This is a genomic window from Humitalea rosea, assembly GCF_003253705.1.
Lineage (GTDB): Bacteria > Pseudomonadota > Alphaproteobacteria > Acetobacterales > Acetobacteraceae > Humitalea > Humitalea rosea.
Genome location: NZ_QKYU01000005.1, coordinates 80,578 through 94,862, shown reverse-complemented (window position 1 = coordinate 94,862; position 14,285 = coordinate 80,578). Strand labels below are relative to the sequence as shown.

Sequence of the window (14,285 nt, the reverse complement as noted above, 5' to 3'; positions counted from 1 at the left end):
AACCTCCCGGGCCTGTCCCTGGGTGGGCCGAATGCCGGTGCTTTCGCTGCCGATACCCTGCGCCCCGTCGCCAAGCGCGGCATGGACATCATTGGCGCCAGCCTGATGCTGCTGGCCCTCGCCCTGCCCTTCCTGGTCCTCGCCCTGCTGGTGCGGCTGGATGGCGGCGCGGCGATGTTCGCCCATAAGCGCGTCGGCCGTGGCGGTCGCTACTTCGGCTGCCTGAAGTTCCGCAGCATGGTCCCCGATGCCGAGGCGCGCCTCAATGAAGTGCTGGCGAACGACCCCGCCGCCCGCGCGGAATGGGAGGCCTCGCGCAAGCTGAAGTCCGACCCGCGCGTGACCCGCATCGGCCGGTTCCTGCGTGCCTCCAGCCTCGACGAGCTGCCGCAGCTGATCAACGTGCTGCGTGGCGACATGAGCCTGGTCGGGCCGCGCCCGGTGCAGGCCTCCGAACTCGCCGCCTATTATGGCGCGGCCTCCGAGCACTATCAGATGGTCCGCCCCGGCATCACCGGCCCCTGGCAGGTCAGCGGCCGCAGCGAGACTTCCTATGACCGGCGCGTGGCGCTGGATGTGGCCTATGTCATGCAGCCCTCGCTGGTCGAGGACATCCGTCTGCTGCTCAAGACCCCGGCGGCCGTGCTGCTCCGGCGCGGCGCCTACTGACCCCATGGCATCCCACGCGGAGACGCCCCGCGTACCCGACGACAAGACGGCCCGCACCAGTGCGGGCCGTTTGGTTTCAGGCGTCGCCTGGAACGCGCTCGGCCGCGGCCTGCCCTTGGTTCTCGCCCTTGCCCTGACGCCGGTTCTGGTCGCCCAGTTGGGCGTGGAGCGGTGGGGGCTGTTCACCCTCGCCCTGGCCCTGGTCGGGGTCTTCGGCATCCTGGATCTGGGCGTTGGCCCGGCGCTGACGCGGGCCCTCTCCGAACGCATCGGCAATGGCAAGACGGAAGGCGAGGCCCAGCTTGTGGGCGCCGCCATCCTGACGCTCGGCGGGCTCAGCGTCTTCGGCGCGATCGTCGTCTGGTTCGGGTTGCCGGTGCTGGTCGGGCGCGTGCTGAACGTGCCGCCGAGCCTGCAGGCCGAGGCGATCGACGCCATGCGCGTGCTGGTGTTGGCGGCCCCGCTGGTGGTGGTGAATGCAGCCCTCTGGGGCGTTCTGGCCGCGCATCAGAAATTCCGGGCGGCGAACCTCGTCACCATCCCGGTCGGCGTCTTCTACTACCTCGGCCCGGTGCTGGCGCTGATGGCCTGGGATTCCCTGGTCGCGGTGATGCTGGCGCTGGTCGCCTGCAGGCTTGCGAACACGCTCTCCTACCTCGTGCTGGTGAAGCCGCTGGTGCCGGGGCTGCGCCTGACCGGCATCCGCCTGGCCCCGGTGCTGCCGCTGCTGCGGATCGGCGGGTGGATGACCTTCTCCTCGGCGCTGATGCAGCTGCTGCTCTACGCCGACCGCTTTCTGGTCGGCGCGATGCTGACCCTGGCCGCCGTCGCCTATTACGCGACGCCGCTCGACCTCGTGCTGCGCTTCTGGATCCTGCCGGTCGCGGTGGCGCAGGCGTTGTTGCCGGCGCTGGCCTCCAGCTTTCGGACCCTGCCGGTGGAGACGGCGGCGCTGCTGCGGCGTGGCGCGCTGCTGATCGGCACCATCGTGCTGCCGGCCTGCCTGCTGATCGTCGCCTTCGCGCATACGCTGCTGTCGCTGTGGCTGGGCGCGGGCTTCGCGGATGGCGGGGCCTCGGTGCTGCGCATCCTCGGCGTCGGCATCCTGTTCAGTTGCGTCGCCTTCGCGCCCTCCAGCCTGATCGATGCGATCGGGCGGCCGGATGTGACGGCCGGGTTCTCGGTCGGGCAGGCGGTGGTGTTCCTGCCGCTTTCGGCCCTTTCGCTCTACTGGTTCGGCATTGAGGGCGCGGCCATCGTCTGGGCGCTGCGCTCGGCGCTGGATTGCTTCGGGCGGCTGGTCATCGCGGGCTGGCTCTACCCGCCGGCGCTGATCGCAGTGCGGACGGTGATGCCGGCGCTGGCGGCGGGCGGGCTTGGCCTCGCGGCGGCGGCGGCGGTGCCTTCGGTCGGGCTGGCCATCGGTTTCGGGCTGGCGGCGATGGCGGGATTTGGCGGCTTCGGCTGGCGGGCGCTGGTCGCCGAGGAACGCCAGGGGCTGGTCCAGGCCATTCTCCACCCACGCCGGAGTCTCCGTTTGTGAGCGGGCTGATCGTCAATGGCCGCTTCCTCTCCCAGGGGCTGACCGGCGTGCAGCGCTTCGCGACCGAGGTCACCTCGGCGCTGGCGGCGCTGACCCCGCTGCGGGTCGTCGTGCCCCCTGGGGTCGTGGTCGCGCCCTTCGCGACCGAGGTCGTCGGCACCCTCACCGGCAATGCCTGGGAGCAGTTCGACCTGCCCCGCCATGTGCGCGGCCAGGTGCTGCTGAACCTCGGCAATGCCGCCCCGCTGCTGGTCGGGCGCAGGCAGGCGGTGGTGATCCATGATGCCGGCGTCTTCGATACCCCGGACTCCTATTCCCTCGCCTTTCGCGCCTGGTACCGGCTGATGCATGCGGGGCTGGCGCGGCGTGGGGCACGGCTCGTGACCGTGTCGCAGTTTTCGCGCGGGCGGATCGCGACGCGGCTTAACATCGACCCCGCGCGCATCGCGGTGATGCCCGAGGGCGGCGAGCATATTTTGCGCATGCGGCCGGACCAGGGGGTGCTGGAGCGGCACGGCTTGCAGCGCGGGCGCTATGCGCTCGCCGTCGGCACCAGGGCCGCGCACAAGAATCTCGCCGCGCTGTCCGGTGCGGCGGAGATGCTGGCCACGCGCGGCATGTCGCTCGCCGCGGCGGGCGCGGCCGATCCCTCGGTGTTCCGCCCGGCGACGGGTGGGCCGGGGGCGGTGGCGCTCGGCCGCGTCACCGATGCCGAGTTGCGGGCGCTGTACGAGAACGCGCTCTGCCTCGTCTTCCCCTCGCGCTACGAGGGGTTTGGCCTGCCGCCGCTGGAGGCGATGGTCTGCGGCTGCCCCGTGGTCGCCTCCCGCGCCGGCGCGGTGCCCGAGGTCTGCGGCGATGCCGCGCTGTGGTTCGACCCGGCCGAGCCCGAGAGCCTGCCCCAGGCGCTCGCCCGGCTGATCGACGAGGAGGGCCTCGCCGAGGCCTGCGTCGCGCGCGGCCACGCCATCGTGCCGCGCTTCACCTGGGCGCGGGCCGCGAATTGCCTGTTGCGGCTGATCGAGGATGTGCCGGCATGAAGGTCGCCATCATCCATGAATGGCTCGACAGCTACGCGGGTTCCGAGCGCGTGGTGGAGCAGTTGATCCGGTGCTGGCCTCAGGCCGATGTCTTCGCCGTCTGCGATTTCCTGCCCGAGGCCGAACGCCATTTCCTCGCCGGCAAAACACCGAAGACGACCTTCATCCAGCGGTTGCCCTTCGCGAAAAAGCGCTTCCGCTGGTATCTCGGGCTGATGCCGCTGGCGATCGAGCAGCTCGACATGTCGGGCTATGATCTTGTCGTCTCCTCCTCCCATGCCGTCGCCAAGGGCGTGCTGACCGGGCCGGGGCAGGTGCACATCTCCTATATCCATTCGCCGATGCGCTACGCCTGGGATCTGCAGCCGCAGTATCTGCGCGAGGCCGGGTTGGAGACGGGGCTGAAGGGCGCCTATACGCGCTGGCTGCTGCACAAGATGCGGCATTGGGACCGCTCCTCGGCCGCCGGTGTCGATGTGCTGGTCGCGAACTCCGCCTATATCGCCGCGCGCATCCAAAAAGTGTGGCGCCGGTCCTCGGTGGTGATCCATCCGCCGGTGGATGTGGAGGGTTTTGCGCTGCGGCGGGAGAAGGAGGACTACTTCCTCGTCGCCTCCCGCATGGTGCCGTACAAGCGCGTCGAGGTGGTGGCCGAGGCCTTTGCCGCGATGCCCGATCGGCGCCTCGTCATCGTCGGCGACGGGCCGAACATGGCGGCGGTGCGGGCGGCGGCAGGTGCCGCGCCGAACATCGAATTCCGTGGCCGCGTGGACCAGCCCGAGCTTGTGCGCCTGACCCAGGGCGCCCGCGCCTGCATCCATGCCGCCGAGGAGGATTTCGGCATCGCCATGGTCGAGGCCCAGGCCTGCGGCACGCCGATGATCGCCTTTCATCGTGGTGGGGCCAGGGACATTGTCATCCCCCCCCCGGCCGAGGCGCCGACCGGGCTGCTGTTTTCCGAACAGAGCGCCGACTCGGTGATCGCCGCACTGGCCGAGTTCGATGCCGTGGAAGCGACCATCACCCCCGAGGCCTGCCGCGCCAATGCGATGCGCTTCAGCCAGCAGGCCTTCCGCTCCGCCATGCTCGATCTGGCGGCGCGGTCATGAGCCTCTCGCTGATCGTCGCGACGCGCGGCCGCACCGAGGAACTATCGGCGCTGTTCGACACGCTGCGGGCGCAGGGGCGTTCGGATCTGGAGGTGATCGTCGTCGATCAGAACGGCGATGACCGGCTGGGGCCGATCATGGCGCGGCATACCGCGCGGCTGATGCTGCGTTGGCTGCGCTCGGATGTCGCCAATGCCTGCCATGCCCGCAACCTCGGGCTGCGCCACGCGCGCGGCGATGTGGTGGGCTTCCCGGATGATGACTGCCTCTATCTGCCCTATGTGCTGGACCGGGTGGCGGCGGGGTTCGCGGCCGCGCCCGACCTCGCGATCCTGTCCGGCCCGGCGGCCTCGCCCGAGGGGGGCTTGGGCTCCGGCCGCTGGCGCGCGGAGGGGGGTGCGATCGACCTCGGCACTGTCTGGACCAGCGTCATCGAGTTCAACCTGTTCCTGCGGCGGGAGGTGGCGATGGCGCTCGGCGGCTTCGACGAACGCATGGGGCCGGGCACGCCCTTCGGCTCCTGCGAGGGCAATGACCTGGTCGCGCGCGCGATCGAGGCCGGGCATCGCGCCGCCTATGACCCGAGCCTGCGGATCGAGCACCCGGACAAGCGCCTCACCCCGGTCGCGGTGCAGCGGGCGGGGCTGTACGGCGCGGGCTTCGGGCTGGCGCTGCGGCGCCATGCGGGGCTCCGCACCTGGGCGAATTTCGTGATCCGCCCGGCCGGCGGCATGGTGCTGAGCGCGCTGCACGGGCGGGGGCTGGAACGGGAGTATTACGCCGCGACCCTGTGCGGGCGGCTGCGCGGGTTGATGGCACGCCCCGACCGCGCGCCGCTGCCGCCGCTGGAGCCGGCATGAGGATCGCCCTCGGCATCGCCACCCGCGGCCGCCCCGGCATCCTGGCCGAGGTGCTCGCGGAGCTTGCACAGCAGACCCGCCCGCCGGACCGCATCCTGGTCTGCCATGTCGGGCCGGAGGATGTGGCCGACCTGCCCGCGCGTCACCCCGAGGTGCTGTTCCTGACCGCCCCCGCCGGGCTGCCGCGCCAGCGCAACGCCATCCTGGATGCGGCGGAAGACTGCGATCTGGTGCTGTTCCTCGACGACGACTTCCTGGCCGCACCCGCCTTCCTGGCGGCGGTCGAGGCGGTGGCGCTGGCCCGCCCCGATGCCGTGGTGCTGACCGGCACCGTGCTGGCCGATGGCGCCAAGGGCCCGGGGCTGAGCCTGGCCGAGGGCCGCGCGATCCTGGCCGCCGACAGCTACGACGGCGGGATCGCCGATGCCGTCCCGCATTTCAACGGCTATGGCTGCAACATGGCGTTCCGGATGGCGCCGATGCGCGCGCATGGCATCCGCGTGGACGAGGCCCTGCCCGCCTATGCCTGGTACGAGGATATCGACGTCTCCCGCCGTCTCGGCGCGCATGGCGCGATCCTGCGGCTGGCCGGCGCCCGAGGGGTGCATCTGGGGGTGAAGATCGGGCGGACGCCGGGGCTGAAGCTCGGCTACAGCCAGGTGGTGAACCCGGTCTATCTGGCGCGCAAAGGCAGCTTTCCCTGGAGCCACGCGCTGCCTTCGGCGGGGCGGCATTGCCTGATCAACCTGCTGCGCTCGGCGCGGCCGGAGGCGCATGTGGACCGCTGGGGGCGGTTCCGGGGGAACATGCTGGGGGTCTGGGAACTGGTGACGGGGCGGGCATCGCCGGGGCGGATTTTGGAGCTGTAGCGGACGGTTTCCGCACGTCACCGTCCGTCCCGAACCACCGCCGCATCCGACACCACATTCCCATCCACCACCTCCACGATCCGGTCGCAACGCTGCGCCAGCCGCGGGTCATGCGTGACGATGAGGAAGGTGGTGCGGTTCACCCGGTTCATCTCCCGCAACACATCGAAGACGCCATCGGCGGATTTGGTGTCGAGGTTCCCGGTCGGCTCATCCGCCAGCACCAGCGCCGGCGCCATCGCCAGCGCGCGGGCGATCGCCACCCGCTGCTGCTGCCCGCCCGAGAGGTTGCCGACCCGCGCATCCCGCCAGGGCAGCAGCCCGACGCGGTCGAGCAGCGTCTCGGCGCTCCGCCGCATCGCCGCATCCGGGTGGCCGCGGTCCAGCAACTGCGGCATCAGCACGTTCTCGGCCGCGGTGAAGGCGCCGATCAGGTGATGGTGCTGGAAGATGAAGCCGATGCTGTGCCCGCGCAGCCGGGTCAGCGCCGCATCATCCAGCACCCGCGTGTCATGGCCTTCCAACTCCAGCGCGCCGGCGGTCGGCCGGTCCAGCAGCCCGATCAGGTTCAGCAAGGTGCTCTTGCCCGAACCGGAGGGGCCGATCAGCGCGACGAATTCCCCGCGCCGCAGCGACAGGTCGATGCCATGCAGCACCTCGACCTCGGTCGGCAGGCCGAGGTTGAAGCTTTTCCGCACCCCCTCCAGCCGCAGGACGTCGGCGTCAGCCACGGATCGCCTCGACCGGGTCCAGCCGGGAGGCGCGCATCGCCGGGGCCATGGCGGCCAGCACCCCGGTCAGCGCCGCGACCACCGCCGCCAGGACAAAAAGCTGCGGATCGATCACCAGCGGAAACAGCTCGGTGCCATCCGCCTGCCGCGCGCTGGCGTGGAACAGCAGCAGCCCGCCCAGCGCCAGCACCGAGCCGATGAGCGATCCGGCCAGCCCGAGCACGCCGCCCTGGATCAGGAAGACGCGCAGGATCTGCCCGCGCCTTGCCCCCATGGCGCGCAGAATCCCGATCTCACGCGACCGCTGCACCACCGAGACCACCAGCACGCTGGCCATCCCGAGCGCCACCGACAGCCCGACCGACAAGCGGATCACGGTATTGGTGGTCTGCTGCGCGCTGACCGCGGTGAAGAACTGCAAATTGGTGCGGATCCAGCTGTCGGCGCGCACCCCGGTCATGCCGTTGATCGCCTGGGCGATCACCTCGGCCGCATAGGGGTCGCGCACCGTCAGCTGCAGGCTGGTGACGCCGCCGGTCAGCCCCAGCAGGCTCTGCGCGGTGCGCAGGGCGACGAAGGTGGTGCGCTCGTTCACCCCCCGATTGCCGAGGTCGAACAGCCCCGCCACCGTCAACGTGGCTTCGTGCCCCGCCCCCGAGGTGACGCGCAGCTTGTCCCCCGCCGTGACCCCGAGGTCGGTCGCGAGATCGGTGCCGATCACGATATCCTCGCTGTTCAGCCGCAGCTGGCCGGTCACCATGCTGGCCGGCAGGTCGACGATGCGGAAATACGCCTCCGGCTGCACACCGGTCAGGGTGATCGAGCGGCTCGCCTCGCCGCGTACCGCAAGCCCGGCGCCGCTCGCGACCTCGGTCGCCACCGCGATCTGCGGCATGGCGGTCATCTGCGTCAGGACCGTCTGCCACTGGTCGATGGAGCGCAGCCGCTGCGCCGGCCGCTGCACGACCGCATCCGGGATCACCCCCAGCGCCGCCCGCAAGGGCCGCGCGACCTCATCCGGCGGCAGCATCACGATATGCGCCTGGGCGCTGAGCACGCGGCGCAGGAAATTGGTCTGCAACCCCGCCAGCAGCGCCGACATGAAGACGATGACCGCGACGCCGACCGAAACCCCGGCCAGGACGAACAAGGTCTGCGTCCAGCCATCGCGCAGGAACCTGATGCCGGCGATCCATTCGAAGGGCAGCCAGCGGTTCATTCCCGCGGCACCCGCAGCCGGCCACCGTCACCGACCGTGGCGGCGGCCGGCAACACGCGGTCGCCTTCGGCGAGGCCCTCCAGCACCTCGACCTGCTGCGCCCCGCGCAGGCCGATGCGGATGGGGCGGCGCCGCGCATGCCCTTCCTCGACGCGCAGCACCCAGGGCTCGGCGGTCGCCGCGCCATGCACGGCGGAGACCGGCAGCACCAGTGTCGCGGCCCGCTCCGCCACCGCGATATCCACCGACACCGTCATATCCTCGCGCAGATAGGCGGGCGGCGCGGGCACGCGCAGCTTGGCCTCGACCGAGGCACGCTGCGCATCGACGCCGGGGTTGAGGTAGGTCAGCTCGGCGACAAAGCGCTCCGTCGGATAGGCATCGGCCGAGGCCATGGCCTGCTGCCCGACCGTGACCAGGCCGAGGTTGCGTTCGTCGATCTGCACGATGACCTGGGTCTCGCCCCTTGGCGCCAGGACCATCAGCACCTGGTTCGGCTGCACCACCCAGCCCGGCTCGACATCGCGCCCGATCAGCGTGCCGGCGACGGGGGCGCGGATACGGGTATAGTCGGACCGCGACCGGGCCGATTGCAGCGCCGCCCGCGCCTGGCGCTGCGCGGTTTCGGCGACCACGAAATCAGTGCCGCCGGGGCTGCTGCTCGCGACCTGCAGCCGCGCGGAACGTAGCTGCGCCTCGGCGACATCCAGGGTTTTCCGTACGGCATCGACCTGGACCTGGGTCTCGAAGCCGCCGCCACGCAGGCTTTCGGCGCGGCGGAACTGTTGCTGGGCGTTCAGCAGATTGGCCTCGGCCTGGCGCAGGTTTTCCTGGGCGACCGGCAGGGTCAGCTCGGTCATCTGGCGCAGCCGCGCCTCGGCCTGTTCAAGGCTGCCCTGGGCCTGTTCGACGCCGGCACGGGTCTCGCTGTCCTCCAGCACCACCAGCAGGGCGCCCGCCTCCACCTGCTGGCCCTGGCGCACGGGAATGGCGGCGACGGTGCCGGTGACCTGGGCGCCGATATTCACCCGATGCGGTGTCTCGACACGGCCGGAGGCGACGACGCTCTGCACCAGATTGCCGCGCCGCACCGCCTCCACCGCCACCACCGGGCCGAGCAGTTGGCGCGATGCGCCATAGCCCGCGGCGGCCAGCAGCAGCAGCAGCGCCAGCACCCGCCATTTGGCGCCCCACAGGCGCCGCGGCCAGCCCGGCGCCGCGACCAGCCGCGCGGGCCCGACCGCGATCGGCAGGCGCGGTGCCGCGGTTTCGGCCAGCGCGGTGCGCGCCAGGGTCGGGGTCGGCTCGGTCGGGGGTGGCTCGGTTGCTGGCATCTGCACCTCGTGCTGGAACATGAGGCCTAGCGATGCTGCCCGGTGTCTACCTTGAGGAAGGTCAAAACCCGGAGGCGGGAGGGCGTCGCCTTCCCCGCCTCCGTCACAAAGGGCGTGTCAGCCCCCCGTCACGGCCCGGGAAACACCGTCTCCGTCCGCCCCATCAGCCAATACGCGACCAGCCCCACCCACTCGCGCAGCCCCGTCTCGAACTGCCCGATCCGCTCCGGAAAGGGCGCGTCATACAGCGAGGCGAGGTTGCGCCCGGTGCGGTAGTTCACCGGCCAGGGCACCACCGGCCAGCCCGCCGCGCGGAACACGCCGACCGAGCGCGGCATATGGCTCGCCGAGGTCACCAGCAGCCAGGTCTCGCCCGGCTTCGGCTGTGCCAGCGCGAAGGACATCACGGCATTGTCGTGGGTGTTGCGGGCCTCGTTCTCATAGATCACGCGGCTGTTCTCCAGCCCCATGGCGGACCACAGCTCCTCGGCCACACTCGCCTCGGTCAGCCCGCCATGGACCAGCGAGCCCTGGCCGCCGGTGAAGACGATCTTCGCATTCGGGTAGCGGCGGGCGAGGATCACCCCCTCCGTCATCCGCTCCGCCGCGCCGTTCAACGCGGGGATGCCGCGCGCCTCGGTCAGGTTCTGATCGACCGCGCCGCCGAGCACGATGATGCCCGCGACCTCGGCCGGCGGGGTGGCGGGGCGGGAGAAGCGTTCCTCCAGCGGGATCAGCATCCATTGGCTGACCGGCGTCGCCAGCACCATCACGAAGAAGCCGAGCCCCGCCAGCACCGGCCACCGCCCCCAGCGTCGCCCGCGCCAGAGTGCGGCCAGCCCGATGCAGGCCAGGATCAGCGCCAGCGTGCCGGGGCGGAAGGGGAACCAGATGACTTTGGACAGGATGTAGCTGATCGAGGTCACGCTGGAATCCGGCTGCAAGGATGGGCGCAGCCTTAGCAGGATGCGCGCCGCCGGGCACGCTCCGGGATGAAGAGGATTTCACTACCATCCTCCAAAAATCCGTAGCATATGCTGCGTCCATGTCCGCCACCCTCGCCCCCGCCGCACGGCGCGTCGCCCGCTTCATCGCCGAAAACCCACCGCTGGCCCTGGCGCTTTCGGCCGCCGAACTGGCGCGGCGCATCGGCACCTCGGATGCGACCGTGGTCCGCGCGGTGCAGGCCATGGGCTATGCCGGGCTGCCGGATCTGAAACGGCATCTGGCCGAGAGCCTCTCCGGCACGCCCGCCGAGGCGATGCGCCAGACCCTGGCCGAAACCAGCGCCAGCGCCGCCCGCGCCGTCGATCTCGCCATCGATACCCAGCGGGAGGCGGTGGAGGCCCTCGCCGGCGCCGAGGCCCGCGCCACCCTTTTCGCTGCCGTCGCGGCCCTGCATCCGTTGCGCCGCATCCTGGTCTTCGGGATCGGGCCCTCGGCGGCGCTGGCGGGCTATGTCGCGACCCTGCTCGGCCGCACGGGCCGCCCGGCGCGGGCGCTGGATGCCAGCGGGACCGCGCTGGCGGACCAGATGCTGGACCTCGGGCCGGGCGATGGCGTGCTGGTGCTGGCCTATGGCCGCGCCTACCGTGAGGTTTCCGCCTTGTTCGCCGAGGCCCGGCGCCTCGCTTTGCCCATCGTGCTGGTCACCGACAGCCTGGACCACGCGCTCGCGCGCCACGCCGATGTCGTGGTCCCCGCCCGGCGCGGCCGCAACCGCCGCGTGGCGCTGCATGGCGCGACCTTGGTGGCGCTGGAGGCGATCGTGCTCGGCCTCGCGGCCCTGGACGGGCCGCGCGCGGTGGCGAGCCTGGACCGGTTGAACGACCTGCGCGCCGCCATCGCCGGCACGCGCCACGATGTCGGGTGAAGGAGCCCCCAAGACATGACCTGGATCGAACTCTTCCCCACCGTTTCGGCGGCCTTCCTCGCCTCGGCGGTGGAATGCGTGGAGGCCGCGACCATCGTGCTCGCGGTCGGCACCGTGCGCGGCTGGCGCTCGGCGCTGGTCGGCACGGGGCTGGCGCTGGTGGCGCTGGTGGTGCTGGTCGCCGCCCTCGGCCCGGCGCTGGCGCGGATGCCGGAACAGGCGCTGCAACTCGGCGTCGGGATGCTGCTGCTGCTGTTCGGGATGCGCTGGCTGCGCAAGGCGATCCTGCGCGGCGCCGGCCGCATCCCGCTGCATGACGAGGAGGCGATCTTCCGCAGCGAGACCGCCAATCTGAGGCTGGCGCGTGCCACCGAACGCTGGGGGGTGGAGCCGATCGCCACCGTCACCGCCTTCAAGGGCGTGCTGCTGGAGGGGGTGGAGGTCGCCTTCCTGGTGCTGGCCGTGGCCGCGGGCAGCCCCGCGCTGGTGCTGCCCGCGGCGCTGGGGGCGCTGGCGGCGGCGGTTCTGGTCGCCCTCGCCGCGCTCATGCTGCACCGGCCGCTGTCGCGGGTGCCGGAGAACACGCTGAAATTCGTGGTGGGGGTGATCCTCTCCGCCTTCGGCATCTTCTGGACTGGCGAGGGCTTGGGGATCGACTGGCCGGGGCAGGATCTCGCCTTGCCCGTCATCGCGCTGGCGATGTTCCTGACGGCGCTGCTGGGGGTGCGGCTGGCCGCGCGCCCGGCCCCGGTCGCGGAGGCCGGGTGATGCTCCGCGCCATACTCCACGAGATCATCGGGCTCTTCGTCGATGACGGCGCGCTGGCCCTGGCGCTGGTGCTGTGGTGCGGCGCGGTCGGCGCCACGCATCGTGTGGCCCCGGCCGTGTCGATGCCGGTGCTGGGTGCTGCGCTGCTCGCCGGCTGCGCCGCGATCCTGCTCGGCAATATCCGCCGGCATGCGAGCCGGCGGGGCTGATCAGCGCGACCGGGTCACCGGGCAGGTGTCGATGCCGAGCAGGCTGTAGACCGGGCAGGAGCCCATCAGCCCGGTCGCCAGCGGCACCAGCCCGATCAGCCCCCACCAGCCGATCGGCCCGAAATAGCCGAGCGCCAGCAGCAGCAGCCCGCCCGCGATCCGCAGCCCGCGGTCGATGGTTCCGACATTGGTGGTCATGGTCCTTAGCTCCTGTTGCGTTCGGCGAGGCTGCGCCCCGCCCTGCCCAAAACCCTTGATGTGCCTCAAGCCGCGGCCGCCGCCGTGGCCCAGGCGGCGATGCGGCTGGCCGGCATCGCGCCGGCCTGGCGCGCGACCTCCCGCCCGCCCGAGAACAGCGCGAGCAGCGGGATGCTGGAGATCCCAAGCTCGGCGGCGAGGTTCGGCGCCTCCTCGGTCGAGACCTTGATCAGCCGCATCCGCGGTTCGAGGCCCTTCGCCGCCGCCGCGAATTCCGGGGCCATGCTGCGGCAGGGGCCGCACCAGGAGGCCCAGAAATCCACCAGCAGCGGGATGCCGCTGTGTTGCAGGTGGCGGCGGAACCGCGCCTCGGAGAGCGCCAGCGGGGCGCGTTCGAACAGCGGCTTGTGGCAGGCGCCGCAGCGCGGCCCCTCGGCGAGGCGGACGGCGGGGACGCGGTTGATGGCGTCGCAGTGCGGGCACACGATCTGGGGGGCGATCTGGGGGCTGGCGGTCATGGTCACGTCTCGTCAGGGGGTGGCGCGGGCGGCGGCGGGGTTGGCGCGCAGCCAGTCCTGGATCGGCTGCCACGGGCCGAAGCGGTGCTGCTCCGCCGGGAAGGGGCCGACGAAGGGCGGGTAGGCGGCATCCACCGGCTTGTTGGTGCGGTTGGGGTAGTCGGCCTCCAGCCCCTCCTTGTGCGGGCGCGGCTGGGCGTTGACGAAGGCCATCACGTCATAGGCATCGGCGGGGGAGACCACCGGCGCCTGGAAGGTGGTGCCGAGCGGCATATTGGCATGCACGAAGCGCGCGGCGGTGATGACGCGGGCCATGCCGGCGCCGTCATTGTAGCTGTCCGGCCCCCAGAGCGGGGGGAAACGGTAGCGGCGGCCGGTCTCCGTGGCATCGGCCGCCTCCAGCCTCTGGCCCTGGCCGTCCTCGCCATGGCAGACGACGCAGGTCTCGGCGAAGACCTGGCGGCCGTGCTCGGGGTCGGCGGCGCGCTCGGGCAGCGGCAGGTCGGGCGTGGCGCGGCCGGGCAGCGACTGGCCGACGCGCTGCGCGGGGCCGCTGATGTAGCGGATATAGGTGAGGATGGACTTCATCTCCGGCCCTTCGACCGGCAAAGCGCGGCCGTTCATGCTGCGCTCCATGCAGCCGTTCACGCGTTCCTCCAGCGTGCGGACCTCGTTCTCCCGCCCGATGTATTGCGGGAAGATGCCCCAGACCCCGGCCAGCGGGATGCCGTATTGCTGGGTGCCCGCCTGGAGGTGGCAGGCCTGGCAATCCAGCCCATTGCCGGAAAGACGCATCGCCGGATCCGTCGCATCGGGGCCGATCAGCGAGGAGGTGCGGACGATCAGGTCGCGGCCACGGCGGACGGTGCGGCCGAAGGGATCATCGGGCAGCGCATCGACGTCGGGCACATCCCAGGCGGCGGCGGGGGCGTGTGCTGCCGCGGCCGGCGCTGGGGCCGGCGCCGGGGCCGGGGCCGGGGCCGCTGCCGCTGCCGCGACAGGCGCGGCGGGGCGCGCGACAGGGGCGGCGGGGAGCGCGACAGCCGGAGCAGCGGGGGCCGCGGCGGTCGGCGCGGGGGCCGGTGCGGGCGCTGGCGTCGCGCGGCTCTGCGTGGCGGAGGCGCCGGGTGGCGGCGGTTCCGGATGCTTCACGAACAGCGCGACGAAGCCGAGGACGAAGACTCCGGCGACGAAGACGACAGGGGTGGGTGTGGACATGGGAGTTCCCTCTCGTTGAGCTGCCGGTCACGCCTGCGCCGTCCAGCCGCGCCATGACTTAAACCCTACACCACGGCCTTGAACAGTATATAAGTGCCTTCTTATTAAGCACAAAATTATGTAGGGA

At 71.5% G+C, this 14,285-nt stretch carries 16 protein-coding genes; 9 read left to right on the top strand and 7 right to left on the bottom strand.

Annotated features, from left to right (window positions below):
* Nucleotides 1-81 precede the first annotated feature (81 nt).
* The 6 genes from C8P66_RS05870 to C8P66_RS05845 are packed head-to-tail and all read left to right on the top strand — an operon-like array spanning nucleotide 82 to nucleotide 6,090.
* Nucleotides 82-669, top strand: coding sequence for a sugar transferase (locus tag C8P66_RS05870; RefSeq protein ID WP_245903255.1), 588 nt, complete (start codon nucleotides 82-84; stop codon nucleotides 667-669).
* A 4-nt stretch (nucleotides 670-673) separates the two neighbouring features.
* A complete protein-coding gene (locus C8P66_RS05865) occupies nucleotides 674-2,212 on the top strand; it encodes a flippase (protein WP_158537109.1) in 1,539 nt (512 codons plus the stop codon).
* The gene (locus C8P66_RS05860; protein ID WP_111397220.1) at nucleotides 2,209-3,252 is read left to right on the top strand and encodes a glycosyltransferase family 4 protein; all 1,044 of its coding nucleotides are present in this window, start codon (nucleotides 2,209-2,211) and stop codon (nucleotides 3,250-3,252) included. Before C8P66_RS05865 ends, C8P66_RS05860 begins: the two co-directional genes overlap by 4 nt.
* Nucleotides 3,249-4,361 (top strand): glycosyltransferase, encoded by a 1,113-nt coding sequence (locus tag C8P66_RS05855; RefSeq protein WP_111397219.1) that lies wholly within the window; start codon nucleotides 3,249-3,251, stop codon nucleotides 4,359-4,361. Before C8P66_RS05860 ends, C8P66_RS05855 begins: the two co-directional genes overlap by 4 nt.
* Complete coding sequence (locus tag C8P66_RS05850) at nucleotides 4,358-5,221, top strand: glycosyltransferase family 2 protein (RefSeq protein ID WP_111397218.1); 864 nt, start codon at nucleotides 4,358-4,360, stop codon at nucleotides 5,219-5,221. The genes C8P66_RS05855 and C8P66_RS05850 overlap by 4 nt, the downstream gene beginning before the upstream one ends.
* On the top strand, nucleotides 5,218-6,090 hold the full coding sequence (locus C8P66_RS05845; protein WP_111397217.1) for a glycosyltransferase family 2 protein: 873 nt from the start codon (nucleotides 5,218-5,220) through the stop codon (nucleotides 6,088-6,090). Before C8P66_RS05850 ends, C8P66_RS05845 begins: the two co-directional genes overlap by 4 nt.
* Before the next feature lie 17 nt (nucleotides 6,091-6,107).
* Here C8P66_RS05845 and C8P66_RS05840 read toward each other — a convergent pair whose 3' ends face one another.
* The 4 genes from C8P66_RS05840 to C8P66_RS05825 all read right to left on the bottom strand — a co-directional run bounded on the left by C8P66_RS05840 (nucleotide 6,108) and on the right by C8P66_RS05825 (nucleotide 10,300).
* On the bottom strand, nucleotides 6,108-6,821 hold the full coding sequence (locus tag C8P66_RS05840; RefSeq protein ID WP_111397216.1) for an ABC transporter ATP-binding protein: 714 nt from the start codon (nucleotides 6,819-6,821) through the stop codon (nucleotides 6,108-6,110).
* Nucleotides 6,814-8,040, bottom strand: coding sequence for an ABC transporter permease (locus C8P66_RS05835; RefSeq protein WP_111397215.1), 1,227 nt, complete (start codon nucleotides 8,038-8,040; stop codon nucleotides 6,814-6,816). Before C8P66_RS05835 ends, C8P66_RS05840 begins: the two co-directional genes overlap by 8 nt.
* Nucleotides 8,037-9,374 carry an efflux RND transporter periplasmic adaptor subunit gene (locus C8P66_RS05830; RefSeq protein ID WP_111397337.1) on the bottom strand — a complete coding sequence of 446 codons (1,338 nt, stop codon included), beginning with the start codon at nucleotides 9,372-9,374 and terminating at the stop codon, nucleotides 8,037-8,039. Before C8P66_RS05830 ends, C8P66_RS05835 begins: the two co-directional genes overlap by 4 nt.
* A 128-nt stretch (nucleotides 9,375-9,502) precedes the next feature.
* Nucleotides 9,503-10,300, bottom strand: a complete 798-nt coding sequence (locus C8P66_RS05825) for a YdcF family protein (protein ID WP_111397335.1) — start codon at nucleotides 10,298-10,300, stop codon at nucleotides 9,503-9,505.
* 119 nt (nucleotides 10,301-10,419) lie between these two features.
* Between C8P66_RS05825 and C8P66_RS05820 the strand changes: the two genes are divergently transcribed.
* From C8P66_RS05820 to C8P66_RS05810, 3 genes are read left to right on the top strand one after another with little or no spacing between them, the layout of a single operon-like run.
* A complete protein-coding gene (locus C8P66_RS05820; protein ID WP_158537108.1) occupies nucleotides 10,420-11,247 on the top strand; it encodes a MurR/RpiR family transcriptional regulator in 828 nt (275 codons plus the stop codon).
* A 15-nt stretch (nucleotides 11,248-11,262) separates the two neighbouring features.
* On the top strand, nucleotides 11,263-12,015 hold the full coding sequence (locus C8P66_RS05815; RefSeq protein ID WP_111397213.1) for a COG4280 domain-containing protein: 753 nt from the start codon (nucleotides 11,263-11,265) through the stop codon (nucleotides 12,013-12,015).
* A complete protein-coding gene (locus C8P66_RS05810; protein WP_111397212.1) occupies nucleotides 12,015-12,224 on the top strand; it encodes a hypothetical protein in 210 nt (69 codons plus the stop codon). The genes C8P66_RS05815 and C8P66_RS05810 overlap by 1 nt, the downstream gene beginning before the upstream one ends.
* Here C8P66_RS05810 and C8P66_RS05805 read toward each other — a convergent pair whose 3' ends face one another.
* The 3 genes from C8P66_RS05805 to C8P66_RS05795 all read right to left on the bottom strand — a co-directional run bounded on the left by C8P66_RS05805 (nucleotide 12,225) and on the right by C8P66_RS05795 (nucleotide 14,158).
* Complete coding sequence (locus C8P66_RS05805) at nucleotides 12,225-12,422, bottom strand: YgaP family membrane protein (protein WP_111397211.1); 198 nt, start codon at nucleotides 12,420-12,422, stop codon at nucleotides 12,225-12,227. It abuts the gene before it with no gap.
* 65 nt (nucleotides 12,423-12,487) lie between these two features.
* A complete protein-coding gene (trxC, locus tag C8P66_RS05800; RefSeq protein WP_146422730.1) occupies nucleotides 12,488-12,940 on the bottom strand; it encodes a thioredoxin TrxC in 453 nt (150 codons plus the stop codon).
* A 12-nt stretch (nucleotides 12,941-12,952) separates the two neighbouring features.
* Nucleotides 12,953-14,158, bottom strand: coding sequence for a c-type cytochrome (locus tag C8P66_RS05795; protein WP_111397209.1), 1,206 nt, complete (start codon nucleotides 14,156-14,158; stop codon nucleotides 12,953-12,955).
* Nucleotides 14,159-14,285: the final 127 nt, after the last annotated feature.